The sequence below is a fragment of the Oxalicibacterium sp. genome (assembly GCF_035565035.1).
Lineage (GTDB): Bacteria > Pseudomonadota > Gammaproteobacteria > Burkholderiales > Burkholderiaceae_D > Oxalicibacterium.
This window is the reverse complement of record NZ_DATMTD010000116.1, coordinates 1-26,130: the sequence shown is the minus strand read 5'-3', so window position 1 is coordinate 26,130 and position 26,130 is coordinate 1. Positions and strand designations below refer to the sequence as shown.

Genomic DNA, 26,130 nt, shown 5'->3' with positions numbered 1-26,130 from the left:
TTTGCCGAATCATGGTGACCGACCGAATACTCAAGCGAATGATTTATGAACGACCAACAGCTGCTGCGCTATTCACGCCATATCCTGCTTGATGAAATCGATATTCCCGGACAGGAAAAACTGCTGGCCGGACATGCGCTGATCATTGGCGCCGGCGGTCTCGGTTCGCCTGCGGCGCTGTATCTGGCCTCTGCCGGCATCGGCACCATCACGCTGGTCGATGACGATACTGTCGATCTGACCAACCTGCAGCGCCAGATCCTGCACACGACCGAGCGTGTCGGGCAGACCAAAGTCTCTTCCGGACAGCTGACGCTTGCCGCCATCAATCCGGGAACCAATGTCATCGCGTTGAAGGAACGCGTTTCCGGCGAACGCCTGAACGAACTGGTACGCGCCGCATCCGTCGTGCTCGATTGCAGTGACAACTTCGCTACGCGCCATGCAGTCAATCGCGCCTGTGTTGCCAATCGTGTGCCATTGGTGTCGGGCGCAGCCATCAAGTTCGACGGCCAGATCAGCGTGTTCGATTCACGCAGTGATGCGCCGTGTTACGCCTGTCTGTTTCCGGAAGATCAGGAATTCGAGGAAGTGAACTGCGCAACAATGGGCGTCTTCTCGCCGCTGGTCGGCATCATCGGCAGCATGCAGGCGGCAGAAGCGCTCAAGCTGGTTGCCGGTATCGGCGAATCATTGGCAGGACGCCTGTTGCTGCTGGATGCGCGCACGATGGAATGGAGCAGCATCAGGATCAGCCGCAACGTCAGTTGCAGCGTCTGCGGCAAGGCACACTAATTTTTTCCGCGACTTCAACAACTCGTAGCTCCGATCGCACACGAATTGCATTCGTCCACCTGAAAACGACCATGTATTCATCGACCTTCATCTTTGCGACAAGGCAGTTCGACGAAGAGTTTCATCTTCTGGATCAGGCGATCGCGGAAATGGCCAGGTCGATTCCCGGCTATATCGGCGAAGAAACGTGGGAGAACGCCGCCACAGGTCTGGTTTCAAACGTGTACTACTGGGAATCCCTGGAGTCGTTGCAAATATTGATGCAACATCCAAAGCATCTCGCAGCCAAGGCGAACCAGGATAAATGGCTGGATGGCTATCAGGTCGTCATCTCGCAGGTTTTGAGAACCTATGGCGATGCAAAGATCAGCCATCCGCTTGCGTCAACATCACACGACTGATCCCCACGCACCCCGCATGCAACTGACGTCAGGTCAGTTGTTCGTACATGCCGGTAATCCGGTCCATCGTCTCCAGAATCCGCTCGCTGGTCGTTGCGACATTGGTCGCAAAGCGCATCTTGTCCTTGATATCGACGATGCTGCTTTTCAGCGCCTGATCGAAGAATAGCCATTGCTGTTGCGCCAATGCCAGTTCGGCGTTGATCGCGGGCGAATTCTTCGGCGATGCCGTCAGCTCGGCCATCGCTTTCAAAAACTCATCTCGCGCCGTGGTCAGCTTGACCAACGCGTCTGACGACGCCGCACTCCAGTTGATCGCCTGATAGAACTTCGCCATGCGTTGCGACAGCATGCGCTGCCGTCCTGAAATATTGACCAGATGTCCGGTCGCCGTTCCCGACAATCCTTCCAGTTGCACGGTCGCGGTCTGCGCAAGCGCGAGTACTTCATCACTGAGCGACATGACGGTTCGCGCATCGCGCGGATTCGGCTTGCTGCCGGTCAGGCTTTCGCGATAGCGCAACCAGGTTTTTTTCAGATCGGACAGCGTTGCGCGATTTTCCGGCGTCGGCGCAAACGACTGCAATTCCGCCAGTTGCCGCTCGAACAGCGACATCGAATCCGTGAATATTCTGTTCGAGCGTACCGGATCGATACCCTGACCAATCTGCAGATAGCTTTTCGCCAATCGTTGCGACAGCATCCGCTGGCGGCCGGACTTGTTGATCGCGTCGTAGAAGTGGAGGATTTCTGCACGAGCGGGCAAGAGACCGAGCGTACAGCAACCGACTGCCGCGCTGACATGGATAAAACGACGCCTGTCCATTTTTTTGTTCCTTGTTGTTCAGCCATGCCAATACCGGCATTCGCATCAAGGCTGATTTGCAAGACGCATGCCAACAATTGCACATCATCATCGCGACCAGTCGCACCGGATACGGTCTTGTAACCCGCATAGTTGCTCCGCTCCGACCAGTCGTCAACAATCGCACGCCAATCTGGTGCGTGCGGTGTGCATGTGGTGCGCAGGTGGCGCAGGTGGCGTACGTGCGGTGGTGCATGCATCGTGCCAACAAGTCGTTACCGTCCTTTACACAACTTTACCGATCGCAAGCGTTCCGGCAACAGAGCGCGCCTAAAGTACCTCCATGCCCGCACAACACAGCGAGCACCACCCGATACAAGGAGCTTTCATGAACAAGCAAATTACCACCATCCGCACGACAACGCCTTCACGCGGTCGCCGCATGATCATCGCCAGCGCCACGGCTGCCATTGTCGGTACGTTGTCGCTGGTCGGCATCAGCCACGCCGATGAAACCAAAACGCCGCAAGCCGCAACCCAGCAACACACCGGCAAGCACAAGAACATGACGCCAGAACAGGCCGAGAAATGGGCCGAAAAACGCACCGAGCGCATGATCACCCGTCTGGTACCGGATGCCACGCCGGAACAGAAAACCAAACTGACAACCATCGCCAAGGCAACATTCAGTGAATTGCATCCGCTGAATCAGAAATTCCGTGCGGCCCGCGCCGAAAGGATGAAGCTGCTGTCGCAGCCGACGATCGATCGCAACGCACTGGAACAGGCTCGCCAGACGCAACAGCAACTGGCCGATCAGCGTTCGCGTCTGGTTACCAAAGCGTATGCCGATGCAGCTGAAGTGCTGACACCGGCACAACGTGTGGAAGTCGCCAAGAAACTGGCGAAGAAGCGTCATCACTTCCGTCATGGCCACGGCGACCACGGGCAACGCCACCATGACAATGCAAAAGACGGCGCAGCCGCACCAGCGGTCAAACCGGCCCAGTAAGCACGACATGTCCGAACCGCATCGCCCTCCCTGCATGAAATCGCAGGAAGACGATGCGGGTCCGGAGCGCGCTACACTACGCCCATGAACCAACGCCTATTGATGATTGAAGACGACCAGCGCCTTGCGGCGATGGTCGCTACCTATTTGAACCAGAACGGTTTCGACGTGCAGCATAGCGGCACTGCCGCCGACGGCCTGCAGCAACTGCAGCACGCCGCACAACCGTTTGCTGTCGTGCTGCTGGACCTGATGCTGCCGGACGCCAACGGACTCGACGTCTGCCGCCAGATTCGCTCCTTTCCGACTCCGCTGAATGCGATGCCGATCGTCATGCTGACCGCCAAAGGCGACCCGATGGATCGCGTAATCGGCCTCGAACTCGGCGCGGACGACTATGTTCCCAAACCGTTCGAACCGCGCGAACTGCTGGCGCGTCTGCGCGCCGTTTTGCGACGTCAGCAAGGTGCTCCTGCCGCCAGTAATGATGCCGAACGCGTCTTGCGTTTCGGCCGGCTGGAAATCGATCTCGATGCACGCACGATCCGCCTCGACGAGCTGGATCGTCCTGTGACCTCTTACCAGTTCAACCTGCTGGCCGCGATGGCCGAGCGCGCCGGTCGCGTACTGTCGCGTGAACAATTGATGGATGCCGTCAAGGGCGAACCGCTGGAAGCCTTCGACCGTTCGATCGACGTCCACATCGGTCGCCTGCGCGCCGCCATCGAGGACGATCCCAAACAGCCGAAACGCATCATCACCGTACGCGGTGCCGGCTACGTATTCGCCAAGGCGCAGGATGTCTGACGGCACCACCGCCATGCACACGGCACGCACCAGGTCCTTCTGGCAGAACCGCCTGTACATCCGCATCTATGCCGCGGTGCTGATCAGCATCGTCGTCGCCGCCATGCTGTTTGCGTGGGCCTGGCGTCTGAACACGGAATCCCGCCAGATCGGCCCGAATCTCGAATCCTTCGCGGCCATTGCAGCGGATGTCCTGCCGCCCGCCGATGCCGACAATACGACCCAGCAGGAAGCGCTGCAGCGCTGGCGCACCCGCATGCGCGCCGACCTCACTCTGTATTCAGCCAAGCGCGAACAGATCGCCTCCGTCGGCCGCGACCTGCCGCCACTCGATCCTTCGCAAGTCGCCAGCGGCTGGGTGGATGGCGGCCCGCCGGTATTCGCCGTGAAGTTGCCGGACGATCGCTGGCTGGTCGGTCAGTTACGCGGCCGACGCGGTCCGCCGATCAACCTGTTTGCCGCACTCGCAATCATCTGTCTCGCCACCGGGATCGGCGCCTATCCGATCGTGCGTCGCCTGACACGCCGGCTCGAACGTTTGCAAACCAGCGTGGAAGCATTAGGCGCCGGTCAGTTGTCAACGCGCATCACAGTGGAAGGTGAGGACGAAGTCGGACGCCTTGCCGCCAGCTTCAACCGTTCAGCTGCGCGCATCGAGGAACTGGTCAACGCACAGAAAGCCCTGCTGGCAAATGCCTCGCACGAACTGCGCTCGCCGCTGGCCCGTATCCGCATGGCGGTCGAACTGACATCCGCATCCGTGCAACCCGAAATGCGTGAAGAGCTGGCGCGCAACATTGCCGAACTCGATCAGTTGATCGATGAAATCCTGCTTGCCAGCCGACTCGATGCGACCACGGAAGCAACCACGATTTTTGAAAAGATCGACCTGACGGCTCTGGTCGCAGAAGAATGCGCGCGGGTCGGCGCGCAACTTGATTCCGTAGTTGATGCGCAACCGGTCGAAATCAATGGCGACGCCCGATTGCTGCGCCGCATGGTGCGCAATCTGCTGGAAAACGCACGACGCTATGGCAACGGCACGCCGATCAGCGCTTCACTTTCAGCCGTGCCTGGACAAAGGATTTCGCTGCAAGTTTGCGACGGGGGACCGGGTGTGCCGGAAGCCGAGCGTGAAAAGATTTTCGAACCCTTCTACCGCCTGCCTGGCGCCAGCGAACGCGAAGGCGGCGTCGGCCTTGGTCTGAGCCTGGTGCGTCAGATTGCACGCCGTCATGGGGGCGATGTGGTGTGTGCGGGGCGAAGTGAACCGGGAAGCTGTTTCAAGGTGACGCTGCCGGCGTGACCTTCATCGAGCTATTTCGCCGCCGCGTCATGGAAGTCTAGACGATCGTCGCCGGCATCACGCCGCGCAATGCGTTGCAGAAAACGATTTCCTCGGCACGCTGCAGATCGGCGTGCGTCAATGTTCTTTCACGTGCATTCCATGCCGGATCATCCAACAGCACTGCGCGCATCACACCCGGCAGCACGCCGGCCGACAACGGCGGTGTGTACCAGTTGCCGTCCAGCTTGACGAACACGGTACTGCGTCCACCTTCCGTCAACTCGCCACGCGTATTGCAGAACAGCTTGTCGAAAGCGCCCTGCTTTTCCGCATCGCGCCACGCCGCATCGTAGGCCGTGCGTATGGTCGTCTTGTGGAGCAGGAACAGATCGGCTGAATCGGTGGTCTGCTCCGTCAGCAGAATGTTGACCGGCAACGTCAACGCGCCAAGCGGTGCAACCTGCAAGTCAATTTTTCCATCCTGCTGCAACGCGAGTCGCATACGACGGGCAGCATCGTCGTCGAACTGCGCAATCGTCTTCTTCACCGTCGCACGAATTGCGTCTTCATCAAAGACAAACCCGAAATAACGCGCAGAGCGTTGCAGGCGTTGCAGATGTCGTTCCAGATAACGGCATCCTTGCATGCGCGTTGCATGCATCGTCTCGAACAACGAAAAATCCGCCGGCATGCCGGTCAGAAAACGCGCCTTCAACAAACATTCTTCGTACTCCTGCGCTGCCACACTGTCGTGCACGATGCCGGCACCAACCCCCATTTCGCCAGGACGAATGCCGTTGCTGTTCTGCGCCTGCAACTGCAAGGTACGAATCGGCACCGAAAGGCAGAAATCACCGACGCTCTGTTCATCCACAGGTGGATCGAACCAACCGATCGCACCGGTGTATATGCCGCGCGGCGCCGTTTCCAGTTCGCGAATGATCTGCATTGTCCGATGCTTGGGTGCGCCGGTGATCGAGCCGCACGGATACAGCGCATCGAAAATATCGTTCAGCCTCGCGCCGTCGCGCAATCGGGCGCGCACAGTCGATGTCATCTGCAGCACACTGCTGAAGCGCTGCACGTCGAACAGTTTTTCCACTTCGACCGAACCGGTTGTTGCAATGCGTCCCAGATCGTTCCGCAGCAGATCGACGATCATCAGATTTTCTGCGCGATTCTTCGGGTCGGACGCAAGCGCGTTGGCCGCCAGCGCATCCTGCTGCAGGTTGTCGCTGGCCGCAGCGGTTCCCTTCATCGGCCGCACCGTCAGTCGGCCCGCATCATGACGCACGAACAATTCCGGCGACAAAGACAATACTGCCGCGCCATCCGGCAATCCGATCAGCGCCCCGTACGGCACAGGCTGACGTGCACGCAGTTGCCGATAGAGCGACGGCAAGAAACCGTACGCGTCGAAGCGCAGACGATAGGTGTAATTGACCTGATATGTGTCGCCCGCTTCGATGTATGCATGGATACGCTTCATCGCGGCATCGAATGCGACGCGATCGGTATCGGCATGCACGTTGGCGAACCCTGCCGGCGCGGATGATGCATTCTTGTCCAGCCATGCTGCCACCTGCTCCGAGGCAAGTTTTTCGCAGCAGTCGAACAGCAGGATCTCCGCCAATGGACGGGATGATTCATCCGGCTGGAAGGAGTGCGGCGCAATGTCGTGCATCGCCGCACCTAGTTCATAGGAAAAAAGACCGACGGCAAATTTTCCCTGTACCAGACAGCGCTGCATTTCATTCAGCAGCGCGGGCAACTGTTCAGCGCTGCGACATGACAGCGTGCCGACGTAACAGGTATACAGGCGCGAACGTCGCTCCACGCCAACTGCGTCGGCATCGTCGAGCAGTGCAAAGCATTGTGCGGCGTGATCGCAAGAATCGGCGGGAACGAACAGAGACATGAAACCAGCGTGGAAGAATGAAGGCAGTCGTTATTGTACGGCTGAAGAGAAGATCACCGCCGTCGATGAAGCCGATGGTATCGATGTCGATCCTGATTCGGCGGTTTACGCAATCACCGGATCAACCCAGCAGCATCGCAATCTGCGCCTGCGCATTGACTGACGGTCCCTGCTTGAAGCCGGTTTTTGCGTAACGATGCCAGTGACCGAGCACGGCGCTGGCAATCAGGTTGGCGCGCACGGCCACCTCTGCCTCGTCCGCCTGTCCCTGCGAGGCAGCGACGCGCAAAGACTGTTTCAACGCCAGTTCAATGCGTTCGATGAACTGGTTCATGCGCGCCTGCAGCCTTTCATCCTCGTTGACCAGCGCATCGCCGATCATCACGCGCGTCATGCCCGGGTTGCGTTCGGCAAAATTGAGCAACATGGCAACGATTGCCTGCACCTGCGACAAGCCGTTTTCCTGCTGCTCGGTGATTTTATTGATGAGTCCGAATACCGTCGATTCGATGAATTCGATCAGGCCTTCGAACATCTGCGCCTTGCTGGCGAAATGTCGGTACAACGCCGCCTCCGATACATCGACCCGGGCCGCCAGCGCTGCGGTCGTGATCTTCTCTCCCTTGGGCTGCTCCAGCATCGTCGCCAGTGTCTGGAGTATCTGCAGCTTGCGTTCGCCTGGTTTGGTAGTTGCCATGATTTTTATGATGGATGAGCAATCTGAAACAGCCGCAATCTAACGCAATTGGTGCAACCTTCTGAATAGTTGCCCTACGGATTTTACTTTGACATCCACATAAATGGGGCGTTTTGTGGCGGCGGCCGTTGCGCCGCTGCCCGGATGCACATGGCGCATCACCGCCGCATCCAGATACTGCGTGATCCACGCCGTGTGCAGGCCGAGCGCCTTGGCCGATTTCAAATTGATAACGGTGTCCTCCACCAGAATGCAGCGTCGCGCGACCAACCCCTCGCGGGCGAGCAACCGGCGCAACATCAGTTTTGACGGTTTTGGCCGCAGGCGTCCATGCACACGCATCGCCTCGATCGGCACGTGCTGTGCAAAATGACGATGCAGGCCGAGATGCCGCAACACGTCGCGCGAATAACGACGCGGCGCATTCGTCAAAAGAATCTTGCGGCCGGGCAGTTTGTTCAGTACGCGGGCCAGTCCGCGTTCGGCGCGAATCATCGTCTGCAGATCGTCGAAGCGATGCGCTTCGCGCAGAAAGTCGTCCGGCCGCACCTGATGATGATTTACCATACCGAGCAGCGTCGCACCGTAACGCTGCCAGTAGGCGATGCGTTCGGCATTCACTGCATCGGCATCGCATTGCAGTCCGCGTTCGCGCAACACCTGCGCGATGTAAGCGTTCATGTTCAGGTTGATCGCAGGGAAAATCGCATGCGACGCATTGTGCAGCGTATTGTCGAGATCGAACAGCCAGATCGGCATGTTGTGCCTCTTGCGCGTCTTGTGCATTCGTATCAGTCAGAAATCAAATCAGGAAATTGCATGCGCCGTCTTGTTGCCCTCATCGCTGCGACCATTGTGACCGGTCTTTTCAGCCTTTATACCCCATTCGCCGTCGCCGACAAGACCGTTGCAACCACAAGGTCGGCCGCAACGGACAAGGCGTCCGCTCCGTTGCGCGGCACACTGTACCGGGTCGACCATCACGGTCGCAGCAGCTATCTGTTCGGCACCATCCATGTCGGACAGGCTGCATTCTACCCACTCGAACCGCAGGTCATGCGCGCGCTGCACGCCGCCGACAGGCTGGTACTGGAACTCGACATCCGCGACGCCGCGGCCTTCCAGCAAGCCATCGTCAAGCACGCGCTCTACCCGGACGGACAAACCATTGCGGCACATCTGCCCGCAGATCAACTCGCGTCGCTGAAAGCCGGGTTGCAACGGGCCGGCATTCCGTTCGACAACGTTGCGCGCATGCGACCGTGGATGATTGCCAACCTGTTGATCGTGCAAACAATGGAACGCAACGGTTATCCCGCTGAAGAAGGTCTGGAACGCTACTTCCTGGCAATCGCTGAAAAGGAAGGAAAAACCGTGCAGGAACTGGAAAGCGTCGATTACCAGCTCGCGCTATTCGATCAGTTGAATGACAAACAGCAGCAAGACTATCTGGCAGAAACCCTGCGCGGTCTGGCCGATGGTTCGGAACTTGAACAAAGCGTGGCCTTGCTCGACGCCTGGAGTCGCGCCGACAGCGCAAAGCTGCGGTCATTGAAACAGGCGATGCTGACCGACGAATCCGTCACCTCGCGCTTCCTCGAGGAAATCCTGCTCAACCGCCGCAATCCCGGCATGACCGACAAGATCGAGGCGCTGCTGAACAGCGACAAGAAAATATTCGTCGCCATCGGTGCCTTGCACCTGATTGGCGCAGGCAGCGTGCCGGCCCTCTTGAAGCAGCGCGGCTTTCGCGTCAAGAAAATTTACTGACATGCTGCCACTGCCGATCCGTTCCGCGCGAGAGGACGACATCGACGCCATCATGACGCTGGAAGCACACGGCTTTCACGCCCCGATACGCGAAAGCCGCGACGTCATGAGGAAACGCCTGCGGCATTTTCCCGAAGGATTTCTTGTCCTCGAAAATATCGCTGGTGAGGCGATCGGTTATCTGTGCTCGGAAATATGGACTGGCATGGCGCCGGACCACCGTCACTTCGCCCTCGGGCACGATATCGCACAAACCCATCACCCCGACGGACATTGCCTGTACATTTCGTCGATGACCGTTCATCCCCAACAGCGCGGTAGCGGACTCGGCAGGCGATTCTTTCAGCAATCCGTCGCGCTGATCCGCGACCGGCGGCCGCATCTGCAGGATTCCATTCTGCTGCTGAGCGCGGAATGGATCGGCGCGCACCGCATTTATCAAGCCTGCGGATACGCCGAAGTTGCGCGACTGCCGGGATTCTTTACCGCTATCGCACAACAGAATGCCGAAGCGATTGTCATGAAACTGACATTTATCGACGGCGACGCATAAACGATTCCGGACTCCCCTGGTGGTTCAAGCTGCTGCTGTTTACATCAATCGTTTGCGTTGGCAATTCCATCATGGCAACATGCTGCTAGCCGAAAGCATGCTTGTCGTTGCAATGCATTCGACGTTTTCCAGGACAACCGATATGCGCCATCGAAGGAGTACTCAATGAACACGACGCGCTTGTTCGAATGGCTCAGTCTGCACATGCGAACCATCCGCATCGCGATGGTGCCGATACTCGTCCTGCTGGTGTTCGGCGTCAGCGCACTCGTCTATGTCACCGGCGGCGTCAAGTTCTCCTACCTGCATGCGATGTACCTGCCGATCCTGATGGCAGGTTTCGTCTTCGGCATTCGCGGCGGGCTGCTCATCGGCCTTCTGGGCGGCATTGCAATCGGTCCGTTCACGCCGATCAACATCGTCACCGGCGAAATGCAGGCGACCCTCAACTGGCTCTACCGCACCGGCTTCTTCATGCTGGTCGGCCTGTTCAGCGGCGCGGTCAGCGACAGTGTGCGGTCCTACCTGCGTCACCTGAAATGGATTGCACGGCACGACGCCGTTACGCAGTTGCCGAACCGTACCGCGCTGCTGCATTCGCTGTCCGCCCTCTCTGCCGGGAAGGATGAGCCGCATTCTTTCGTTCTTGCCGTGATCTCGCTGCAGAATGCAATGGAGCTGAAATGTGCATTCGGCTTTGACGTCATCGAAGACATCATCCGGCAATCTGCCACGCGTTATGAAAACATCCTGCAGCACAGAACGCAGGTCTACCGCATCGACGCCGAGCAGATCGGCATCCTGATCGAAAACCGCAGCGCGCAAAGTATCGATACGCTGCTTGCGCAACTGATCGAAGGCGCACGCCAGCCGTTCCAGTTCAACGACATTCCGGTCCATGCCGATTCGCGGCTCGGCTACGTCACCTTCAATGAAGTGATCCATGCGCCCGGCGTTTACCTGCAAAGAGCGGAAGCTGCGCTGGTTGCCGCCCATGAAACCGGACAGGACTGCATCGCCTACAGTCCCGAAATCAGTACACTCTCGAAAGAAAACCTGTCCGTGCTCGGCAGCCTGATGAATGCCATTCGCGAAGGCCAGCTGTCGATGCACTATCAACCCAAGATCGATATCCGCACCGGCGAGATTCACAGCGTGGAAGCGTTGATTCGCTGGAATCATCCGGAACGCGGCAACATCCCTCCTGTCGTGTTCATTCCGCGAGCAGAACAGAGCACCCTGATCAACCTGATCACGGAATTCGCGCTGGAACAGGCGATGGAGCAGATCGTGAAGTGGCGTGAATGCGGCGTTGATATTCCGATCGCCGTCAACATCTCGCCGCGCAACCTGCTGTGGGAGGGCTTCACCGATCTGGTCCTGCAGCTTCTGCAGCGGCATGGCGTCCATGGGCAATCGCTGGAACTGGAAGTCACCGAAGGTGCATTGATGACCGACATGGCGCGCACCATCGTGGAGCTGACGCGACTGGCCGATGCCAAGATCACGATCTCGATCGACGATTTCGGCACCGGCTATTCATCGTTGCAGTATCTGCACCAGTTACCGATTTCACTGATCAAGATCGATCAATCCTTCGTGCGTCGCCTGCCGAACGACCAGGGCGCATTGCATATCGTCGAAGCGGCCGTCACGCTGGCGCACAAGATGGGCATGAAAACCATCGCCGAAGGTGTGGAAAGCGAGGAAGTCTACAAATTGCTGGCCGATATCGGCTGCGACATCGCGCAGGGATTTGCCATCTCGCGTCCATTGCCTGCGGCGGAATTCGAGAAATGGTATCTGCAGCGTGAAGGAAAATTTCTTTGCTCGACGGTGTGAGAAATTGAAAAAAAACGCCGAGTAAGAACAAAACTTCGTTCCAGCATGAAAAAAGCGCATTGACCTCACGGGCAATGCGCTTTTTCTTTGCGTGATGCAATCAGTGCGAACGAATCATCGTCCCGAACGCCTGTTCCGTCAGCACCTCCAGCAACAGCGAATGCTCGATGCGACCGTCGATGATGTGCACGGTATTGACACCCGATTTTGCCGCGTCCAGCGCCGAGGAAATCTTCGGCAGCATGCCGCCGGAAATCGTGCCGTCGTCGAACATCTCGTCGATCTCGCGTGCCGACAAATCGGTCAGCAGATTGCCCTGCTTGTCCTGCACGCCGGCGATGTTGGTCATCATGATCAGCTTTTCGGCTTTCAGGATTTCCGCAATCTTGCCTGCCACCACGTCGGCATTGATGTTGTACGCCTGACCGTCGTCGCCGAAGCCGATTGGTGAAATGATCGGGATGAAGGCGTCGTCCTGCAGCGCTTTCACGACCGCCGGATTGATGGCCTCGATGTCGCCCACAAAACCGATGTCGAGGAACTCGCCGGGTTTTTCCTTGTTCGGCATTTTCATCTTGCGCGCACGGATCAGGCCGCCGTCCTTGCCGGTCAGACCGACTGCCTGGCCGCCGTAATGATTGATCAGCATGACGATGTCCTGCTGGACTTCGCCGCCGAGCACCCATTCGACGACTTCCATCGTTTCTTCATCAGTGATGCGCATGCCTTGCACGAACGTGCCCTGCTTGCCGATTTTCTTCAATGCGTTGTCGATCTGCGGACCGCCGCCGTGGACGACGACCGGATTCATGCCGACCAGTTTCAGCAGAATCACGTCGCGCGCGAATCCGTGCTTCAGGTGTTCTTCGGTCATCGCATTGCCGCCGTATTTGACGACGATCGTCTTGCCGTGGAATTTGCGGATATACGGCAGCGCTTCGGCCAGGATTTGCGCCTGAATTTTGGACGAAACTACAGTAAGATCGGCGTTCGAATCGGTCATGACGGGTCCTGAAAAAGATTGATCGCGATTTTACAGGGAATGCCGGATGTTTTTCCGGAGCCCACGTGAAAATTCGACGAATAACGCGCAGGCCTGTTGCGCAAATGACATAGAGGCAATCGAAGACTTCTTGCCATGCTTCTCGCCATCCTTCCCATCGTCGCCAGATCGTCGCCATTCCAGCTCAAACGCACCATTCCAATGCACTTTACATTCCGACAATCGCACAATTCCGCCAGCAACAAAAAGGGGAAGCGATGAGCCGATGTGCGCAATGCAGCGCCGAATTCCTGTGCGGCGTGGCGGATGGCAACAAAATGGGCGAGGCGGAACAATGCTGGTGCATGGCGTTACCGCGTCTGCCGTCGACCGGATCGCTGCTGCGCGACAGCGAAGGCAATGCGAAAACCTGCCTCTGCCCGGGTTGCCTGCGCGCCTTGCGCATGCAGCGCATGACTGCCGGCTGATAACAAACTACCGCCCCGGTTCGGGCCGCATTTCAGTATTTGAAGAACTTATGCGCAGTCGCGCAGTTGCTGGCGCGGGAAATCCTCACGGATCTTGTCGAGACTGTTTTTCGTCGCGGCATCGATACCGCGCATCTGGAAGGCAACGCGATTGCCGCCGAGGCCGACCTTGGCGCTGCGCACGCCTTTCTTGTTCAACGCTGCCAGATGATTGCGTGCTGCCTCGTCCGTTTTGAAGACGCCAAGTGAAATTCCCCATTGCAGTGGAGAATTGTCTTGGATGACGAAGAAATCCTCGATGCCGAACTGGCGCAGTTCGGCTGCCTTTTTCTCCGCCGCCTCCTTGCTTGCCAGCGGCGGGATATAAACGATATGCCGCGTGTTGTCCGGAACTGTCCGGCGCGTCAGGCGCTCGCCCAGCGACAGCGATGCCAGTCTGCTTTCAAAACGCTGTGCTTCAGCCGCATCGAAGTTGCCGACTTCGGTACAGGACGCTGCGGCTGCCGCCGATGGCTCGCTTACTGTCGCGGATGGCGCGGCCGGTACACCGGCCGGGAGTGGCGTTGTCGCCGGCCTGTTTTCAGACAGCGCAACCAGTGTCAACTGTTCCGGATGCAGCTGCTGCGTCATGCGCGACGGTTCGCGACTTGCCGGCAACAACGTATCCAGCCAGCCTTGCTGAAAGGCGATCAAACCGCCGTTGATTGCCAATAACAGGCCGAACAGAATCTTTAACATGATGAAGTGAGTCCCAATGCAACCGTTTGCAAACCGAGCAGCACCAGATTGTCGACGCGTTGATGCGCAATCGACAGGTGCGGCGCAACCAAGTCTGCCGCGCCACCCGCCAGAATGCAAGTGACGTCGTCTTTCCGGTTCGCCTGTACGTGCGCTGCAACAGCACGCTCAATGGCACCGGCCTGTGCGGCCAGGCAACCGCTGACAATGGCGGCATCCGTGTTGTCGGCGAACGGCTGCAGTGAACTGGCCTGCAGCGCCATCTGCGACGCGACCTCCGGCAATTGTGCGGTGTTTTTTGCCAGCGAAGAAGCCATCAAGCCAAGCCCGGGCAGGATCATGCCGCCAATGAAATCGCCGTTGGCACTGACCGCATCGATCGTCGTGGCGGTGCCGCAGGTTGCGACCACCAGCGCACGTTGCGGGAACAGCGCACGTGCACCGATCGCCGCGGCAAGACGGTCGCAGCCAAGTTGCGACGGCGTGCGATAAAGATTACGGACGCCGCCGAATTCAGCGACCGATGCGAACCACTCGATCGCGACCGGCTTGCTGCCCAGCGCACGCAGCACGATGCGCTCCAGTTCATCGCGCAACCCGTCACCCGCCACGTTCGACAACAACACGCGACCGATGCGCAATGCGCGCCAAATCTGCACCAGTTGCTCGGCGTCCGCGCGCGCCACGCTGCCGGCCGCGTGCCAGACGCCGGGCACCGGATGTGCAACCGAACGATCGACCAGCGCCCATTTGATTCTTGTATTTCCTGCATCGACCAGCAACAGCATCGCGTCATTCCTCCCTGATTCGCAACGAAACATCACCCGCCGCAATCGCGACCCGCCCTTGTGCGGTATCGAGCTGCAGACAACCGCTGTCATCGACGCCGCGTGCGATGCCGTGCTGCACGATGTTTCCCTGATCGACGATATTGACGGCGGCATTCGCATACGCATCGCACCGGTTCCATGCTGCAGCAAATGCGGCAAAACCCTCTTTTTCGAATATCGACAACGATTCAGTCAGGCCGCTCAGCAGATCAGCCATCAATCGTTCGCGATCCTGATCCAGTTCAGCAGCATCGGCCACGGTTCGGCCGATTTGCGCGCGCAATGACTCCGATTGCGCGAGATTGATGCCGACACCGATGATCGCCCAGATCGTCTGGCGCGCGCGCTTATCCGTCGCTGTTTCGATCAGGATGCCGGCGAGCTTGTCACCGTTCTTCAGAATGTCGTTCGGCCATTTGAGTTGAACCGGCACGCCCAGCGACGCAAGCGTCTGTGCGATAGAGACGCCGACCGCCAGCGGCAGTCCTGTCAATGCGTGCGGCGGCAACGTGAACTTCCATGCCAGCGAAAAGGTCAGCGTCGCTTCGATGGATGAATGCCAGCTGCGACCGGCGCGCCCTTTGCCAGCAGTCTGGCTTTGCGCCCACAGCAACGTCGGGCCGTTCAGCCCGCCGACCGACTGCGCATCGGTCGCCGTATCTTTCGGCGCATGTTTCGCAAGATTGGCGCCGGAAACACGCGCCAGCAGATCGGCATTGGTCGAACCGGTTTCGGCGATGATTTCCAGCGCGATGTCACGAGCGGCCGGTCCGCATAGTGCGGCCAGTCTTTTTGCGGAAGGAAGCGAGGTCATGTCGGCATTGTAGCGGCAGGTTTGTAGGAAAGGGAGCAGGTCGACTATACGATCTACGGTAATGGCGGCGTCGCGGTTTCTCCCTTACACTTGGGGCATGCCTACCCCCGCCTCACCTACCATCGTCAGCCAGAACGACAGTGCGACCGTCGCCGGAACGTGGCAGGTGCGCGCACTGGCCGACCGGCAGGCGATGGAAAAAATCACCGCGACCCTGCACGCGATCCGCGACGCAAAAAAGCTGCACTGGAACCTTTCGCAGGTCGAGGCACTCGATTACATCGGTGCACAATTGTTGTGGAATGCATGGGGCAGACAACGGCCGGCGCAACTGACACTGGCGCCACAGCATGAGGATTTTTTCCGGCGGCTGGAAGAAACCGGCAAGCTGGAAATAAAAAAACTGCCGCACAAGCACTGGTATTCGATGGATGTGCTGATCGGCTGGAAGCACAAACTGCTCGATCACCTGATCGGCTTCATCACACTGATCGGCCAGCTGGTCATGGATCTGATCCGTTTTGCGCAGCAACCGCAGCGTGGGCCATGGAAGGAAATTTCCGCCAGCATCTTTCATACCGGTTATCAGGCGCTCGGCATCACCGCACTGGTCGGCTTCCTGATCGGCATCGTGCTGTCGTATCTGTCAGCGCAGCAATTGCATCAGTTCGGCGGCGACATTTTTCTCGTCAATATTCTCGGCATGAGCGTGATTCGCGAACTGGGTCCGTTGCTGGCGGCGATTCTGGTCGCAGGCCGTTCCGGCTCGGCGATTACCGCGCAGCTCGGCGTGATGCGCGTGACGGAAGAACTCGATGCGATGCTGGTCATGGGCCTGCCGCACGGTTACCGGCTGATCATGCCACGCGTGATTGCATTGGCGATTGCGATGCCGCTCCTGGTGGTATGGACCGATGCGATGGCACTGCTCGGCGGCATGGTCGCGGCGAATATCGAACTGGGCCTGTCGTTCAAGTACTTCATCCGCGAGTTGCCGGATGCGGTGCCGTTATCCAATTACTGGATCGGGCTCGGCAAGGGCGTTGTGTTTGGGGGGTTGATCGCGCTGGTCGCCTGCCATTTCGGCCTGCGCATCGAACCGAACACGGAAAGCCTGGGTGAAGGCACCACAATTTCCGTCGTCAGCGCGATCACGATCGTGATCCTGGCCGATGCGGTTTTTGCGATCATTTTCAGCGGGGTGGGGTTTTGAACGAGTGCGACCCGAGCCAACCGGAAGCGGACAGGCAGCCGATCATCCAGATCGAGCACCTGCGCACGCAATTCGGCGAGACGGTGGTGCACGACGAGGTGAACCTGACGATCAATCGCGGCGAAATCGTGTCGCTGGTCGGTGGTTCCGGATCAGGAAAAACGGTTTTGCTGCGGCAGATGCTGGGGCTGACGCAACCGTCAAAAGGCACGGTGCGCATATTCGGCGAAGACATCAATCGCATCGGCAGTGATCAATTGCAGACCTTGCGCAATCGCTGGGGCATGCTGTTCCAGCATGGCGCGTTGTTCTCTGCGCTGACCGTACTCGACAATGTGGCGCAACCATTGCGTGAATTGCGCACGTTGCCGAAACAGGTGATACGCGATGCCGCACTGTTGAAATTGCAGATGGCCGGCATCGGCCCGGAACATGCACGCAAGATGCCGGCCGATCTTTCCGGTGGCATGATCAAGCGTGTGGCGCTGGCCCGTGCGCTGGCGCTGGATCCGGAACTGGTGTTTCTCGACGAACCGACTGCGGGGCTGGACCCGAACGCGTCGGACAGTTTCGTCGATCTGATTCGCCGACTGCACGATGAAATGAAACTGACGGTAGTGATGGTGACGCACGATCTGGATACACTGTTTGCGCTGTCGTCGCGCGTTGCCGTGCTGGCGGACAGACACATCATCGCCTATTGCGCGCCGGACAAGGTAGTCGAATTCAAGCATCCTTTCATCGAAACGTTTTTCCGTGGCGAACGCGGTCTGCGCGCGATCGAAGCCATGCCGGATGAATAGAAGGAATCGGATCATGAGATCAACGATGGAAACGCATTATGGAAAATAAATCGCATGCATTGATGGCGGGCATCTTCACGATCGTGCTGCTGATTGCCGCCGTGTTGATCGCACTCTGGTTCAATCGCGATCGTGTCGAACGCATTCCGTACGAAATCGCCACCACGCTGTCGGTACCCGGACTGAATCCGCAGGCCGGCGTCCGTTACCGCGGACTCGATGTCGGCCGCGTCGATGCCGTACTGTTCGATCCACAGAAGCCGGGTCAGATCCTGATTCGCTTCAGCGTCATCAAGGACACGCCGATCACCCGCTCGACTTTCGCTACGCTCAGCTATCAGGGCGTCACCGGCCTGGCCTATGTGCAGCTCGATGACGATGGCGAGAACCCGACGCTGATGCCGTCTTCGAAGAAGAATCCGGCCCGCATCGAACTGCGTCCCGGCCTGCTGGATACACTGCAACTGCGCGGACTCGCGATCCTGAAACAGACCGAGGAACTGGCGGTACGTGCCAATAAATTGCTCTCCGATGAAAACATCAAGACCGCGACATCCGCGCTTAACGATGTCGGCAAGGCCGCCAACAAACTGGCCGAGATACCTGACAAACTGCAGCCGACACTGGATCAGTTGCCGGCACTGGCGACGAGCGCCAATAAAACCCTGTCATCGCTGAACAAGCTGTCTGACGATGCATCCGTACTGACGCACAATCTGAACGATGTCGCCGCGAAACTGAATTCGGATACCGGTCCGCTCGCCGGTTTCAGCAGCACGGTCGACAACGTCGGTTCCGCAGCATCGACGGTGGAATACGAACTGGTGCCGATGATCAGCGAAACCCGCAGCACCATGCGCTCGCTGAACCGCACGCTGGAAACATTCAACCAGCGTCCGCAAAGCATCCTGTTCGGTGCTGCACCGACGCAGCCGGGACCCGGCGAACCGGGTTTCAGCGCACCGACTCCGTAAGTTCATGGTGAAAGTCATCCTTCAAGGCATCCAATGACTACTTTTCTGACTGTTCCATTTTTTCGCACCGCCGCGGTCGTCGCTCTTGCCGGCGCACTGCTTGCCGGTTGCGCGAGTGAATCGCCATCGTCAATGACGCTGTACGATCTCGGCCCTCTGCGTTCATCAGGAACGCAAGCTGTCGCGTTGTCAGGATCGTTACCCGCCATCAGCGTGGCAGATATCCAGTCGCCCGCCTGGATGGACAGCCAGCGGATGTATTACCGACTCAGCTATGCAAACGACCTGCAGCCGCGTCCTTATTCGACCAGCAAATGGACGATGCCGCCGGCGCAATTGTTTGCGCAAAGGCTGAAGTCCGGACTGGCACGCGCGGGCGGTGTTGTGGTCTCCGCATCGGATGGCGCAATCAATTTGCCGATCCTGCATCTGGAAGCCGACGATTTTTCGCAGACATTTGAAAGCGCGGGTCAAAGCACGGCACACGTAGCCATCCGCGCTTCACTGTTCGATGGCCGCGTACTGCGTGCGCAAAAACTGTTCGTGAAACAGGTGCCTGCCGCCAGTGCCGATGCGCAAGGCGGGGCCGCCGCTCTGGCAGCTGCCAGCGACGCCATCATCAATGAGGTCGGTGCATGGCTGGCAACGCTGCCCCCGAAAAAATAATTCCGCAATTGCCACCGGCACCGGCGCCTGAAGCGTCGGTGGTGTCGCGCGGCGCGCTGCTCGCGTGGCTGCTGCTGATCATCTATGCCAGCCTGTATCCGTTTACCGGCTGGCAGCACGTCGGCCTGCCGTTGCAGGCGTATCTGTTTGCCGGCATGCCGCAGTACTGGACGGGCTTCGACGCGACGATCAATGTGCTCGGCTACATTCCGCTCGGCATTCTCGCGGTCTATGCGCTGCATCCGCGTATCCGCAACATTACCGCCATGCTGCTGGCGCTGCTGCTGGGCATTACGGTCTCCGGCACGATGGAAACGCTGCAAACCTTTCTGCCGAATCGCGTTGCGTCCAATCTGGATTTCCTCACCAACAGTCTCGGCGCATTGATCGGTGCCGTGATCGGCAGTCGCAGCAGCCACCTGGTACTGGAACGCAGCCGTTTGCGCCGTCTGCGCCATCGCTGGTTTACGTCCGAAGCAAGTCGCGGCCTGATCATTCTTGCACTATGGCCGCTGGCGCAGATTTATCCGCAAAGCTATCTGTTCGGGAACGGACAATGTCTTCCTGTTCTGTCGGAATGGCTGTCGGCGTGGCTGGATACGCCGATTGACCTTGGCGATCTGCTGCGCAGCGGTGCGCAACTATCGGTCGAACAATACTGGCTGGTGGAGACCGTCATCACCGCCAGCAGTACGTCCGCCGTACTGCTCGCATTGTTCTACATGCTGCGCGAAAAAGCGCCGCGCGCATTTCTGCTCTCTGCCCTGCTGATTGCCGCGCTTGCGGTCAAGACGCTCGCCTCTGCGCTTCTGTTCATGCCGCAGAACGCATTCGCATGGGTCACGGCCGGTGCCGCAGGTGGTTTGCTGGTCGGCATCGCCCTGCTGACCGGACTCGTGTTTTTGCCTGCATTGCAGCAACGGCGTGTTGCGGTATTGCTGCTGGCGCTGTCGCTGGCAACCATCAATATCGCACCGGCCAACCCGTATTTCGTTGCCACGCTGGAAACGTGGGTGCAGGGAAAATTCCTCAACTTCAATGGCGCCGCACAGTTCCTTTCGCTGCTGTGGCCGTTTTCCGCGCTCTGGTTTTTGCTGCATTCGACCCATCGCCGCAGACACAAATAAACGCTCGTCGATGCGAAAAATGATGCGGGTGTATCATTTCATTCTTTGATTCCCGCCTCGACGCTGCACGCAATGACTGAAAACAAACAGCACTTTGGACAGCACCTGTTCATCTGCATGAACAAGCGTGACGACGGCCGCGAATGCTGCGCCGACAAGGGCGCACAGGCCGCGCAGAAACATCTGAAGGAACGCGTCAAGGAACTCGGCCTCAGCCGCAGCGGCGATGTACGCATCAATCAGGCCGGCTGTCTCGGTCGTTGCGAAGAAGGTCCGGTCATCGTCATCTACCCGCAAGGCACCTGGTATACCTACGTCGACAAGGAAGACATCGACGAAATCATCGACGAACATCTGGTCGGCGGCAAGATCGTCGAACGACTCGTCATCTGATCCTTATCGAAAATCATCGAAAAATCAGCCGCGAAATCAGCCGTACAATCCGTCGCAAAGCATTCGCAGAAACCATCATGAAAACACAGCCATTCACGCTCGAAGGCGCAGCCGGTCCGCTCGAATGCGCGCTCGACGTTCCCGACAACCAGACGCCGCGCGGTCTGGCGCTGGTTGCCCATCCGCATCCGCTGTTCGGCGGCACGATGGAAAACAAGGTCGTCACCACACTGATGCGCACCTTCGTCTCTCTCGGCTACGCCACGGTTCGCATGAATTTCCGCGGCGTCGGCGCTTCCGGCGGCGCCTACGATGAAGGTCGCGGCGAAACCGACGACATGGCGCAACTGCTGGACCACATGCGCCAACAATATCCGGATCTGCCGTTCGTGCTGGCCGGCTTCTCGTTCGGCACCTTTGTGCAGACGCAATTGCAGAAACGCCTCGAAGAACAGGGCACACCGGCCGAGCGGCTGGTGCTGTGTGGCGCTGCGCCCGGAAAATGGCCGCTGCCGACCGTGCCGGCCGATACCATCGTGATCCACGGCGAACTCGACGACACGATTCCGCTGGCAAATGTGTTCGACTGGGCACGTCCGCAAGACCTGCCGGTTATCGTCGTGCCGGGTTCCGATCATTTTTTCAACCGCAAGCTGCAACATATCAAGCGATTCGTGGTCGAAATGTGGCCGCGTTGAATGTGACGAGTTTGATCGCGTATCATGTTGCGCAGCGCAATCCGATTCATTTTTTCTCAATCCGCGTACGCCGCACCACGGCAAGCGCCAGTGTTCAGCCCCTGATTCAGTCCCCATGAAAAATCTATTCGCGGCCGTTGCCGCCACCCTGCTCTCCCTCTCCTGCGCTTTCGCCCAAACCACCATTCCGTCGCCGACCATCAATGCCAAATCCTGGCTGCTGTTCGACGCGTCCAGCAACCAGATTCTGGCGTCGAACGAACCGGACATGCGCATCGAGCCGGCATCGCTGACCAAGCTGATGACCGCCTATGTCGTGTTCGATGCGATTCAGGAAAAACGCCTGGACATGAACCAGATGGTGACCGTTTCCACCAAGGCATGGAAGGTCGATGCGGAAAGCTCGAAGATGTTCATCGAGCCGCGCGTACCGGTCAGCGTGCACGATCTGGTCTACGGCCTGATCGTGCAGTCAGGTAACGATGCCGCGGTCGCCCTGGCGGAAACCGTCGCCGGCACCGAAGATGCTTTTGTCGCGATGATGAACCGCGAAGCCGAACGCATCGGCATGAAGGCGACCCACTTCGCCAATTCGCACGGCTTGCCGAGCCCGGACAACTACTCGACCGCACGCGATCTGGCGATTCTCGCCTCGCATCTGGCAGTCGATCATCCTGAGCTGTACAAGATCTATTCGACCCGCGAATTCACCTACAACAACATCCGCCAATCGAACCGCAATCGCCTGCTGTGGCTTGACCCAACCGTGGACGGCATGAAAACCGGCCATACCGAAAACGCCGGCTACTGCCTGATCTCGACCGCCAAGCGTCCGAACGGCAAGAACGGCGATCGTCGCCTGATCTCGGTCGTGCTCGGCACCTCGTCCGACCAGATGCGCACGCAGGAAAGCCAGAAGCTGCTGAACTGGGGCTTCCTGAATTTCGATGCCGTCCGTCTGTATGCGAAGAACCAGGCAATCGATACGCCGAACGTCTGGAAAGGTTCGCAAAACAGTCTGAAGATCGGCTTCAATCACGATCTCTACGTAACCGTTCCGAAAGGCACCGCCGACAAGATCAAGACGTCGCTGACGCGCAAGGATCCGCTGGTCGCGCCAATCGACAAGAACAGTACGGTCGGCACGCTGAAAGTCACGGCTGACGGCAAGACGATTGTCGAGTTGCCAGTGCTGGCGCTGGAACAGGTCGGCCAGGCCGGCATGTTCGGCCGCGCGTTCGATTCGCTTCGCCTGCTGCTGCACTGATCGCAAGGGAAGGCACAGAACATCGTACCGACCAAAACGGCAAGATCGATCCATCTTCGATCTTGCCGTTTTTGTTTTCAGGGATTGCACTCCGGCATCGCGTGACGCAAACCGTACGAACCGGCGATGTTTATGCCAGAATTATTTCCTCAATCATTGAACTGAATCGACCCGAACCACCATGGACGACCCCTTCGTATATCTGAACGGCACCATGACCCCGCTTTCCGAAGCCAGGATTTCGGTGCTGGATCGCGGCTTCATTTTCGGCGACGGTATCTACGAAGTGATTCCAGTGTATCGGCGCAAACCGTTTCGCCCGGTGCAGCACCTGGCGCGCTTCTTCCGCGGCATCGAATCGGTCGGCATCCGCAATCCGTACAGCGAAGAAAAATGGTTGTCGCTGATCGACGAGATCGTCCGTAACGCGCCGACCGAAGATCAGCTCGCCTATCTGCAAATGACACGCGGCGTCGCACCACGCACGCATGCATTCCCCGCGAAGGAACCGGTGCCGACCGTCTTCATCATGTCGAATCCGCTGATTCCGCCGACGGCAGAAATGCTGGAAAAAGGCGTCGCCTGCGTCACGATGGAAGACAAGCGCTGGCTGCGTTGCGAGATCAAATCGATTTCGCTGCTGGGCAATGTATTGGCCGCACAAAATGCGGCCGAACATGCTGCCAACGAAACCATCCAGTTTCGCGACGGCAGCCTGACAGAGGGTTCGTCATCGAACGTCTGGATCGTCAGGGACGGCACGCTGTTCGGTCCGCCGAAAGACAACCTGATTCTCGAAGGCATCCGTTATCATCTGATCGAGGAATTGTGCGCGGAGGACAATATTCCCTTTGTCAGCAAGCGCATCACGCGCGACGAGGTCTTCTCCGCCGATGAAGTGTTGCTGTCGTCGGCCGCCAAGGAAATCACACCCGTCGTCACCATCGACGGCAATACCGTTGGAAACGGCAGACCCGGCCCCATATTTAAAAAATTGCAGGCAGCGTATCAAGTTGCCAAATACGCCTGATTACACCCACATTGCGCGCCCTCGCGTGATGTTCACGAAAACGAATTGCGCCATGACAGAACCAACCGAAAGCCTGATCGAATATCCGAGCGATTTCCCCATCAAGGTGGTCGGCATCATGCACGACGAATTCGCACAAACCATTGTCGAAGTGGTGACCGTGCACGACCCGGATTTTCACGCGGGCAAAGTGGAAATGCGCCCCTCGTCGGCAGGGAAATATCTGTCGCTGACACTGACCGTGCGCGCCACCAGCCGCGAACAGCTCGACAATCTGTATCGCGAACTGTCGTCGCATCCGATGGTGAAGTTCGTGCTGTAAACACCAACACGCAACGTTCATTCATCTGCATGTCCGCACTCTCCAGCCCCGTTATTCGCCAGCGCGGTCGCGAAGCCTACGGCATCACGTTCGATGCGATGCGTGCATTCACCGATGCGCGCACGGAACGCACCGATGACGAATTGTGGGTCGTCGAACATCCGCCGGTCTTCACGCTCGGCCTCGCCGCCGATCCGTCGCATGTCCATGACGCCCACGGCATTCCGGTCGTGCAGACCGATCGCGGTGGCGAAGTCACTTTCCACGGTCCCGGCCAGGTTGTCGTTTATCTTCTGCTCGACCTGCGACGCAGGCAATCCGATTCACGACTGTTTGCGCGTGAGCTTGTGAGCAAGATCGAGCAGGCTGTGATCGACACGCTGGCGGCGTATAATCTGGACGGTGAACGCAAGCCCGGCGCACCCGGCATTTACCTGTCGAGCGGCCTGCAGCAAGGCGCGAAAATCGCCGCACTGGGGCTGAAGATTCGCGGCAGCGGCCACACGTATCATGGCGTGTCATTGAATGTAGCGATGGATCTGACGCCTTTTGACTGGATCAATCCCTGCGGTTACGAAGGACTGGCCACCGTCGACATGCGCAGTCTCGGCGCGCAGGCGACGCTGGCCGAAGTGCAGCAGACATTGATCGCGCAGTTGATCGCGCAACTGAATGCGCCCGGAAACACATAGAGTCAACGAACAATTTACCGACGCTTCTTTTACTGAAGATTATTCATCGTGGCAACGACAACCTCTGCGCCATGCGTTCTTCATGCAAGACCTTACCCGGCCTGACATGATGGCAACCCACCACAAGCGACCAGCTCAATGACGACCGAAACAAATCCAGCGAAAAATTCAGCGACTGCGGCGGCCCCCGCCTACAACCCGAGCGAAAAACAGAAGGGCGCGGCCAAAACCATCCGCATCCCGATCAAGGTGGTGCAAGCCGAACGGTTGCCGAAACCCGACTGGATTCGCGTCAAGGCTGCGTCGCCATCGACCCGCTTCTACGAAATCAAGGACATCCTGCGCGCCAACAATCTGGTGACGGTGTGCGAGGAAGCGAGCTGTCCGAACATCGGCGAATGCTTCGGAAAAGGCACGGCGACCTTCATGATCATGGGCGACAAGTGCACGCGTCGCTGCCCGTTCTGCGATGTCGGCCACGGCCGTCCCGACCCGCTCGACGTCAACGAGCCGGAAAACCTGGCGAAGACCATCGCCGCACTGCGGCTGAATTACGTGGTCATTACGTCGGTCGATCGCGACGATCTGCGCGACGGCGGCGCGGGTCACTTTGCCGAATGCATCCGTCGTGTGCGCGAACTGTCGCCGAACACACGCATCGAGATTCTCGTGCCGGATTTTCGCGGCCGCATGGACCGTGCGCTGGAAATCCTCAACGCCGCTCCGCCGGACGTGATGAACCACAATCTCGAAACGGCACCGCGCCTGTACAAGGAAGCGCGTCCGGGTTCCGACTATGCCTATTCATTGAATCTGCTGAAGCGCTTCAAGGCCTTGCACCCGCACGTGCCGACCAAGTCCGGCATCATGGTCGGCCTTGGCGAAACCGATGAAGAAGTGCTGCAAGTCATGCGCGACATGCGCGGACACGATGTCGACATGCTGACCATCGGCCAGTACCTGATGCCGAGTGGCGATCATCTCCCGGTGCGTCGTTACGTGCATCCGGATACGTTCAAGATGTATGAGGAAGAAGCCTACAAGATGGGTTTTGCACACGCCGCCGTCGGCGCGATGGTGCGCAGTTCCTATCACGCCGATCAACAGGCGCATGGCATCACAACCGGTGTGCTGCCAGTTCAGGCGGTTTAAAACTCTTCCGTCCGATAGCAAGTAAAAGCCCCGCTGATCGATTATCAGCGGGG

General features: G+C 58.5%; 30 protein-coding genes. 22 read left to right on the top strand and 8 right to left on the bottom strand.

What is annotated here, in order from left to right; all coding sequences use genetic code 11:
* The first annotated feature begins 45 nt into the window (after positions 1 to 45).
* Positions 46 to 795 carry a molybdopterin-synthase adenylyltransferase MoeB gene (locus tag VN114_RS12770; protein ID WP_325515439.1) on the top strand — a complete coding sequence of 250 codons (750 nt, stop codon included), beginning with the start codon at positions 46 to 48 and terminating at the stop codon, positions 793 to 795.
* Positions 796 to 866: 71 nt separating this feature from the next.
* A complete protein-coding gene (locus VN114_RS12765; RefSeq protein WP_325515438.1) occupies positions 867 to 1,196 on the top strand; it encodes an antibiotic biosynthesis monooxygenase in 330 nt (109 codons plus the stop codon).
* Positions 1,197 to 1,224: 28 nt separating this feature from the next.
* Here the strand turns inward: VN114_RS12765 and VN114_RS12760 are convergent, their stop codons facing one another.
* Positions 1,225 to 2,022, bottom strand: a complete 798-nt coding sequence (locus tag VN114_RS12760; protein WP_325515436.1) for a type IV pili methyl-accepting chemotaxis transducer N-terminal domain-containing protein — start codon at positions 2,020 to 2,022, stop codon at positions 1,225 to 1,227.
* A 367-nt stretch (positions 2,023 to 2,389) separates the two neighbouring features.
* Here VN114_RS12760 and VN114_RS12755 point away from each other — a divergent pair, with 367 nt between their 5' ends.
* From VN114_RS12755 to VN114_RS12745, 3 genes are all read left to right on the top strand, one after another.
* Positions 2,390 to 3,013: a Spy/CpxP family protein refolding chaperone gene (locus VN114_RS12755; protein WP_325515434.1), complete on the top strand. Its 624-nt coding sequence runs from the start codon at positions 2,390 to 2,392 to the stop codon at positions 3,011 to 3,013.
* 84 nt (positions 3,014 to 3,097) lie between these two features.
* Positions 3,098 to 3,820 carry a response regulator transcription factor gene (locus tag VN114_RS12750; protein WP_325515432.1) on the top strand — a complete coding sequence of 241 codons (723 nt, stop codon included), beginning with the start codon at positions 3,098 to 3,100 and terminating at the stop codon, positions 3,818 to 3,820.
* Positions 3,813 to 5,126 (top strand): HAMP domain-containing sensor histidine kinase, encoded by a 1,314-nt coding sequence (locus tag VN114_RS12745; protein WP_325515430.1) that lies wholly within the window; start codon positions 3,813 to 3,815, stop codon positions 5,124 to 5,126. The genes VN114_RS12750 and VN114_RS12745 overlap by 8 nt, the downstream gene beginning before the upstream one ends.
* Positions 5,127 to 5,163: 37 nt before the next feature.
* Here the strand turns inward: VN114_RS12745 and pabB are convergent, their stop codons facing one another.
* Positions 5,164 to 7,026 carry an aminodeoxychorismate synthase component I gene (gene pabB / locus VN114_RS12740; RefSeq protein WP_325515428.1) on the bottom strand — a complete coding sequence of 621 codons (1,863 nt, stop codon included), beginning with the start codon at positions 7,024 to 7,026 and terminating at the stop codon, positions 5,164 to 5,166.
* Between pabB and VN114_RS12735 the strand changes: the two genes are divergently transcribed.
* Positions 7,025 to 7,189 carry a hypothetical protein gene (locus VN114_RS12735; RefSeq protein WP_325515426.1) on the top strand — a complete coding sequence of 55 codons (165 nt, stop codon included), beginning with the start codon at positions 7,025 to 7,027 and terminating at the stop codon, positions 7,187 to 7,189. The genes pabB and VN114_RS12735 overlap by 2 nt on opposite strands.
* Here VN114_RS12735 and slmA read toward each other — a convergent pair.
* The gene (gene slmA, locus VN114_RS12730; protein ID WP_325515424.1) at positions 7,148 to 7,723 is read right to left on the bottom strand and encodes a nucleoid occlusion factor SlmA; all 576 of its coding nucleotides are present in this window, start codon (positions 7,721 to 7,723) and stop codon (positions 7,148 to 7,150) included. The genes VN114_RS12735 and slmA overlap by 42 nt on opposite strands.
* Positions 7,724 to 7,762: 39 nt before the next feature.
* On the bottom strand, positions 7,763 to 8,482 hold the full coding sequence (locus VN114_RS12725) for a pyrimidine 5'-nucleotidase (RefSeq protein ID WP_325515422.1): 720 nt from the start codon (positions 8,480 to 8,482) through the stop codon (positions 7,763 to 7,765).
* A 60-nt stretch (positions 8,483 to 8,542) separates the two neighbouring features.
* Between VN114_RS12725 and VN114_RS12720 the strand changes: the two genes are divergently transcribed.
* The 3 genes from VN114_RS12720 (at position 8,543) to VN114_RS12710 (ending at position 11,888) form a co-directional block, all read left to right on the top strand.
* Positions 8,543 to 9,493, top strand: a complete 951-nt coding sequence (locus VN114_RS12720; protein ID WP_325515420.1) for a TraB/GumN family protein — start codon at positions 8,543 to 8,545, stop codon at positions 9,491 to 9,493.
* 1 nt (position 9,494) lies between these two features.
* On the top strand, positions 9,495 to 10,046 hold the full coding sequence (locus tag VN114_RS12715) for a GNAT family N-acetyltransferase (protein ID WP_325515418.1): 552 nt from the start codon (positions 9,495 to 9,497) through the stop codon (positions 10,044 to 10,046).
* A 165-nt stretch (positions 10,047 to 10,211) separates the two neighbouring features.
* Positions 10,212 to 11,888 carry a bifunctional diguanylate cyclase/phosphodiesterase gene (locus tag VN114_RS12710; protein ID WP_325515416.1) on the top strand — a complete coding sequence of 559 codons (1,677 nt, stop codon included), beginning with the start codon at positions 10,212 to 10,214 and terminating at the stop codon, positions 11,886 to 11,888.
* A gap of 100 nt (positions 11,889 to 11,988) precedes the next feature.
* On the opposite strand, the gene argB is transcribed toward VN114_RS12710, so the two are convergent.
* Positions 11,989 to 12,891, bottom strand: a complete 903-nt coding sequence (argB, locus tag VN114_RS12705; RefSeq protein WP_325515414.1) for an acetylglutamate kinase — start codon at positions 12,889 to 12,891, stop codon at positions 11,989 to 11,991.
* Between the two features lie 257 nt (positions 12,892 to 13,148).
* Between argB and VN114_RS12700 the strand changes: the two genes are divergently transcribed.
* Positions 13,149 to 13,358, top strand: coding sequence for a cysteine-rich CWC family protein (locus tag VN114_RS12700; protein ID WP_325515412.1), 210 nt, complete (start codon positions 13,149 to 13,151; stop codon positions 13,356 to 13,358).
* A 48-nt stretch (positions 13,359 to 13,406) separates the two neighbouring features.
* Here VN114_RS12700 and VN114_RS12695 read toward each other — a convergent pair whose 3' ends face one another.
* From VN114_RS12695 to VN114_RS12685, 3 genes are read right to left on the bottom strand one after another with little or no spacing between them, the layout of a single operon-like run.
* On the bottom strand, positions 13,407 to 14,096 hold the full coding sequence (locus VN114_RS12695) for an SPOR domain-containing protein (RefSeq protein WP_325515410.1): 690 nt from the start codon (positions 14,094 to 14,096) through the stop codon (positions 13,407 to 13,409).
* Complete coding sequence (locus VN114_RS12690; RefSeq protein WP_325515408.1) at positions 14,090 to 14,884, bottom strand: type III pantothenate kinase; 795 nt, start codon at positions 14,882 to 14,884, stop codon at positions 14,090 to 14,092. Before VN114_RS12690 ends, VN114_RS12695 begins: the two co-directional genes overlap by 7 nt.
* A 4-nt stretch (positions 14,885 to 14,888) precedes the next feature.
* Entirely contained in the window at positions 14,889 to 15,740 is an 852-nt protein-coding gene (locus VN114_RS12685) for a biotin--[acetyl-CoA-carboxylase] ligase (protein WP_325515406.1), read from the bottom strand.
* A gap of 97 nt (positions 15,741 to 15,837) precedes the next feature.
* On the opposite strand from VN114_RS12685, the gene VN114_RS12680 reads away from it, so the two are divergent.
* The 12 genes from VN114_RS12680 (at position 15,838) to lipA (ending at position 26,077) form a co-directional block, all read left to right on the top strand.
* The gene (locus VN114_RS12680; protein ID WP_325515404.1) at positions 15,838 to 16,953 is read left to right on the top strand and encodes an ABC transporter permease; all 1,116 of its coding nucleotides are present in this window, start codon (positions 15,838 to 15,840) and stop codon (positions 16,951 to 16,953) included.
* The gene (locus tag VN114_RS12675; protein WP_325515402.1) at positions 16,950 to 17,756 is read left to right on the top strand and encodes an ABC transporter ATP-binding protein; all 807 of its coding nucleotides are present in this window, start codon (positions 16,950 to 16,952) and stop codon (positions 17,754 to 17,756) included. The genes VN114_RS12680 and VN114_RS12675 overlap by 4 nt, the downstream gene beginning before the upstream one ends.
* Positions 17,757 to 17,794: 38 nt before the next feature.
* Positions 17,795 to 18,730 (top strand): MlaD family protein, encoded by a 936-nt coding sequence (locus tag VN114_RS12670; RefSeq protein WP_325515401.1) that lies wholly within the window; start codon positions 17,795 to 17,797, stop codon positions 18,728 to 18,730.
* Between the two features lie 33 nt (positions 18,731 to 18,763).
* Positions 18,764 to 19,396, top strand: coding sequence for an ABC-type transport auxiliary lipoprotein family protein (locus VN114_RS12665; RefSeq protein ID WP_325515400.1), 633 nt, complete (start codon positions 18,764 to 18,766; stop codon positions 19,394 to 19,396).
* The gene (locus VN114_RS12660) at positions 19,366 to 20,523 is read left to right on the top strand and encodes a VanZ family protein (RefSeq protein WP_325515398.1); all 1,158 of its coding nucleotides are present in this window, start codon (positions 19,366 to 19,368) and stop codon (positions 20,521 to 20,523) included. Before VN114_RS12665 ends, VN114_RS12660 begins: the two co-directional genes overlap by 31 nt.
* A 72-nt stretch (positions 20,524 to 20,595) precedes the next feature.
* Positions 20,596 to 20,916 carry a (2Fe-2S) ferredoxin domain-containing protein gene (locus tag VN114_RS12655; protein ID WP_325515397.1) on the top strand — a complete coding sequence of 107 codons (321 nt, stop codon included), beginning with the start codon at positions 20,596 to 20,598 and terminating at the stop codon, positions 20,914 to 20,916.
* Positions 20,917 to 20,993: 77 nt separating this feature from the next.
* Positions 20,994 to 21,614 carry an alpha/beta hydrolase gene (locus VN114_RS12650; protein ID WP_325515396.1) on the top strand — a complete coding sequence of 207 codons (621 nt, stop codon included), beginning with the start codon at positions 20,994 to 20,996 and terminating at the stop codon, positions 21,612 to 21,614.
* Positions 21,615 to 21,729: 115 nt separating this feature from the next.
* Positions 21,730 to 22,881: a D-alanyl-D-alanine carboxypeptidase family protein gene (locus tag VN114_RS12645; protein ID WP_325515394.1), complete on the top strand. Its 1,152-nt coding sequence runs from the start codon at positions 21,730 to 21,732 to the stop codon at positions 22,879 to 22,881.
* Between the two features lie 181 nt (positions 22,882 to 23,062).
* Entirely contained in the window at positions 23,063 to 23,911 is an 849-nt protein-coding gene (locus VN114_RS12640; protein WP_325515393.1) for a D-amino acid aminotransferase, read from the top strand.
* A gap of 52 nt (positions 23,912 to 23,963) precedes the next feature.
* Positions 23,964 to 24,233 carry an HP0495 family protein gene (locus VN114_RS12635; RefSeq protein WP_325515391.1) on the top strand — a complete coding sequence of 90 codons (270 nt, stop codon included), beginning with the start codon at positions 23,964 to 23,966 and terminating at the stop codon, positions 24,231 to 24,233.
* Between the two features lie 29 nt (positions 24,234 to 24,262).
* Positions 24,263 to 24,925 carry a lipoyl(octanoyl) transferase LipB gene (gene lipB, locus VN114_RS12630; RefSeq protein WP_325515390.1) on the top strand — a complete coding sequence of 221 codons (663 nt, stop codon included), beginning with the start codon at positions 24,263 to 24,265 and terminating at the stop codon, positions 24,923 to 24,925.
* Between the two features lie 138 nt (positions 24,926 to 25,063).
* Positions 25,064 to 26,077, top strand: a complete 1,014-nt coding sequence (gene lipA / locus VN114_RS12625; RefSeq protein ID WP_325515388.1) for a lipoyl synthase — start codon at positions 25,064 to 25,066, stop codon at positions 26,075 to 26,077.
* The last annotated feature ends 53 nt before the right edge of the window (positions 26,078 to 26,130 follow it).

Excerpts from the sequence above, each read along its gene's own strand:
- pabB (WP_325515428.1), bottom strand. The coding sequence starts at position 7,026 with ATGTCTCTGTTCGTTCCCGCCGATTCTTGCGATCACGCCGCACAATGC.
- lipA (WP_325515388.1), top strand. The coding sequence starts at position 25,064 with ATGACGACCGAAACAAATCCAGCGAAAAATTCAGCGACTGCGGCGGCC.
- slmA (WP_325515424.1), bottom strand. The coding sequence starts at position 7,723 with ATGGCAACTACCAAACCAGGCGAACGCAAGCTGCAGATACTCCAGACA.
- VN114_RS12635 (WP_325515391.1), top strand. The coding sequence starts at position 23,964 with ATGACAGAACCAACCGAAAGCCTGATCGAATATCCGAGCGATTTCCCC.
- VN114_RS12770 (WP_325515439.1), top strand. The coding sequence starts at position 46 with ATGAACGACCAACAGCTGCTGCGCTATTCACGCCATATCCTGCTTGAT.
- VN114_RS12765 (WP_325515438.1), top strand. The coding sequence starts at position 867 with ATGTATTCATCGACCTTCATCTTTGCGACAAGGCAGTTCGACGAAGAG.
- VN114_RS12745 (WP_325515430.1), top strand. The coding sequence starts at position 3,813 with ATGTCTGACGGCACCACCGCCATGCACACGGCACGCACCAGGTCCTTC.
- VN114_RS12690 (WP_325515408.1), bottom strand. The coding sequence starts at position 14,884 with ATGCTGTTGCTGGTCGATGCAGGAAATACAAGAATCAAATGGGCGCTG.
- VN114_RS12645 (WP_325515394.1), top strand. The coding sequence starts at position 21,730 with ATGAAAAATCTATTCGCGGCCGTTGCCGCCACCCTGCTCTCCCTCTCC.
- VN114_RS12685 (WP_325515406.1), bottom strand. The coding sequence starts at position 15,740 with ATGACCTCGCTTCCTTCCGCAAAAAGACTGGCCGCACTATGCGGACCG.
- VN114_RS12655 (WP_325515397.1), top strand. The coding sequence starts at position 20,596 with ATGACTGAAAACAAACAGCACTTTGGACAGCACCTGTTCATCTGCATG.
- lipB (WP_325515390.1), top strand. The coding sequence starts at position 24,263 with ATGTCCGCACTCTCCAGCCCCGTTATTCGCCAGCGCGGTCGCGAAGCC.
- VN114_RS12680 (WP_325515404.1), top strand. The coding sequence starts at position 15,838 with ATGCCTACCCCCGCCTCACCTACCATCGTCAGCCAGAACGACAGTGCG.
- VN114_RS12650 (WP_325515396.1), top strand. The coding sequence starts at position 20,994 with ATGAAAACACAGCCATTCACGCTCGAAGGCGCAGCCGGTCCGCTCGAA.
- VN114_RS12660 (WP_325515398.1), top strand. The coding sequence starts at position 19,366 with ATGGCTGGCAACGCTGCCCCCGAAAAAATAATTCCGCAATTGCCACCG.
- VN114_RS12735 (WP_325515426.1), top strand. The coding sequence starts at position 7,025 with ATGAAACCAGCGTGGAAGAATGAAGGCAGTCGTTATTGTACGGCTGAA.
- VN114_RS12695 (WP_325515410.1), bottom strand. The coding sequence starts at position 14,096 with ATGTTAAAGATTCTGTTCGGCCTGTTATTGGCAATCAACGGCGGTTTG.
- VN114_RS12725 (WP_325515422.1), bottom strand. The coding sequence starts at position 8,482 with ATGCCGATCTGGCTGTTCGATCTCGACAATACGCTGCACAATGCGTCG.
- VN114_RS12750 (WP_325515432.1), top strand. The coding sequence starts at position 3,098 with ATGAACCAACGCCTATTGATGATTGAAGACGACCAGCGCCTTGCGGCG.
- VN114_RS12640 (WP_325515393.1), top strand. The coding sequence starts at position 23,063 with ATGGACGACCCCTTCGTATATCTGAACGGCACCATGACCCCGCTTTCC.
- VN114_RS12720 (WP_325515420.1), top strand. The coding sequence starts at position 8,543 with ATGCGCCGTCTTGTTGCCCTCATCGCTGCGACCATTGTGACCGGTCTT.
- VN114_RS12760 (WP_325515436.1), bottom strand. The coding sequence starts at position 2,022 with ATGGACAGGCGTCGTTTTATCCATGTCAGCGCGGCAGTCGGTTGCTGT.
- VN114_RS12700 (WP_325515412.1), top strand. The coding sequence starts at position 13,149 with ATGAGCCGATGTGCGCAATGCAGCGCCGAATTCCTGTGCGGCGTGGCG.
- VN114_RS12710 (WP_325515416.1), top strand. The coding sequence starts at position 10,212 with ATGAACACGACGCGCTTGTTCGAATGGCTCAGTCTGCACATGCGAACC.
- VN114_RS12715 (WP_325515418.1), top strand. The coding sequence starts at position 9,495 with ATGCTGCCACTGCCGATCCGTTCCGCGCGAGAGGACGACATCGACGCC.
- VN114_RS12670 (WP_325515401.1), top strand. The coding sequence starts at position 17,795 with ATGGAAAATAAATCGCATGCATTGATGGCGGGCATCTTCACGATCGTG.
- argB (WP_325515414.1), bottom strand. The coding sequence starts at position 12,891 with ATGACCGATTCGAACGCCGATCTTACTGTAGTTTCGTCCAAAATTCAG.
- VN114_RS12665 (WP_325515400.1), top strand. The coding sequence starts at position 18,764 with ATGACTACTTTTCTGACTGTTCCATTTTTTCGCACCGCCGCGGTCGTC.
- VN114_RS12755 (WP_325515434.1), top strand. The coding sequence starts at position 2,390 with ATGAACAAGCAAATTACCACCATCCGCACGACAACGCCTTCACGCGGT.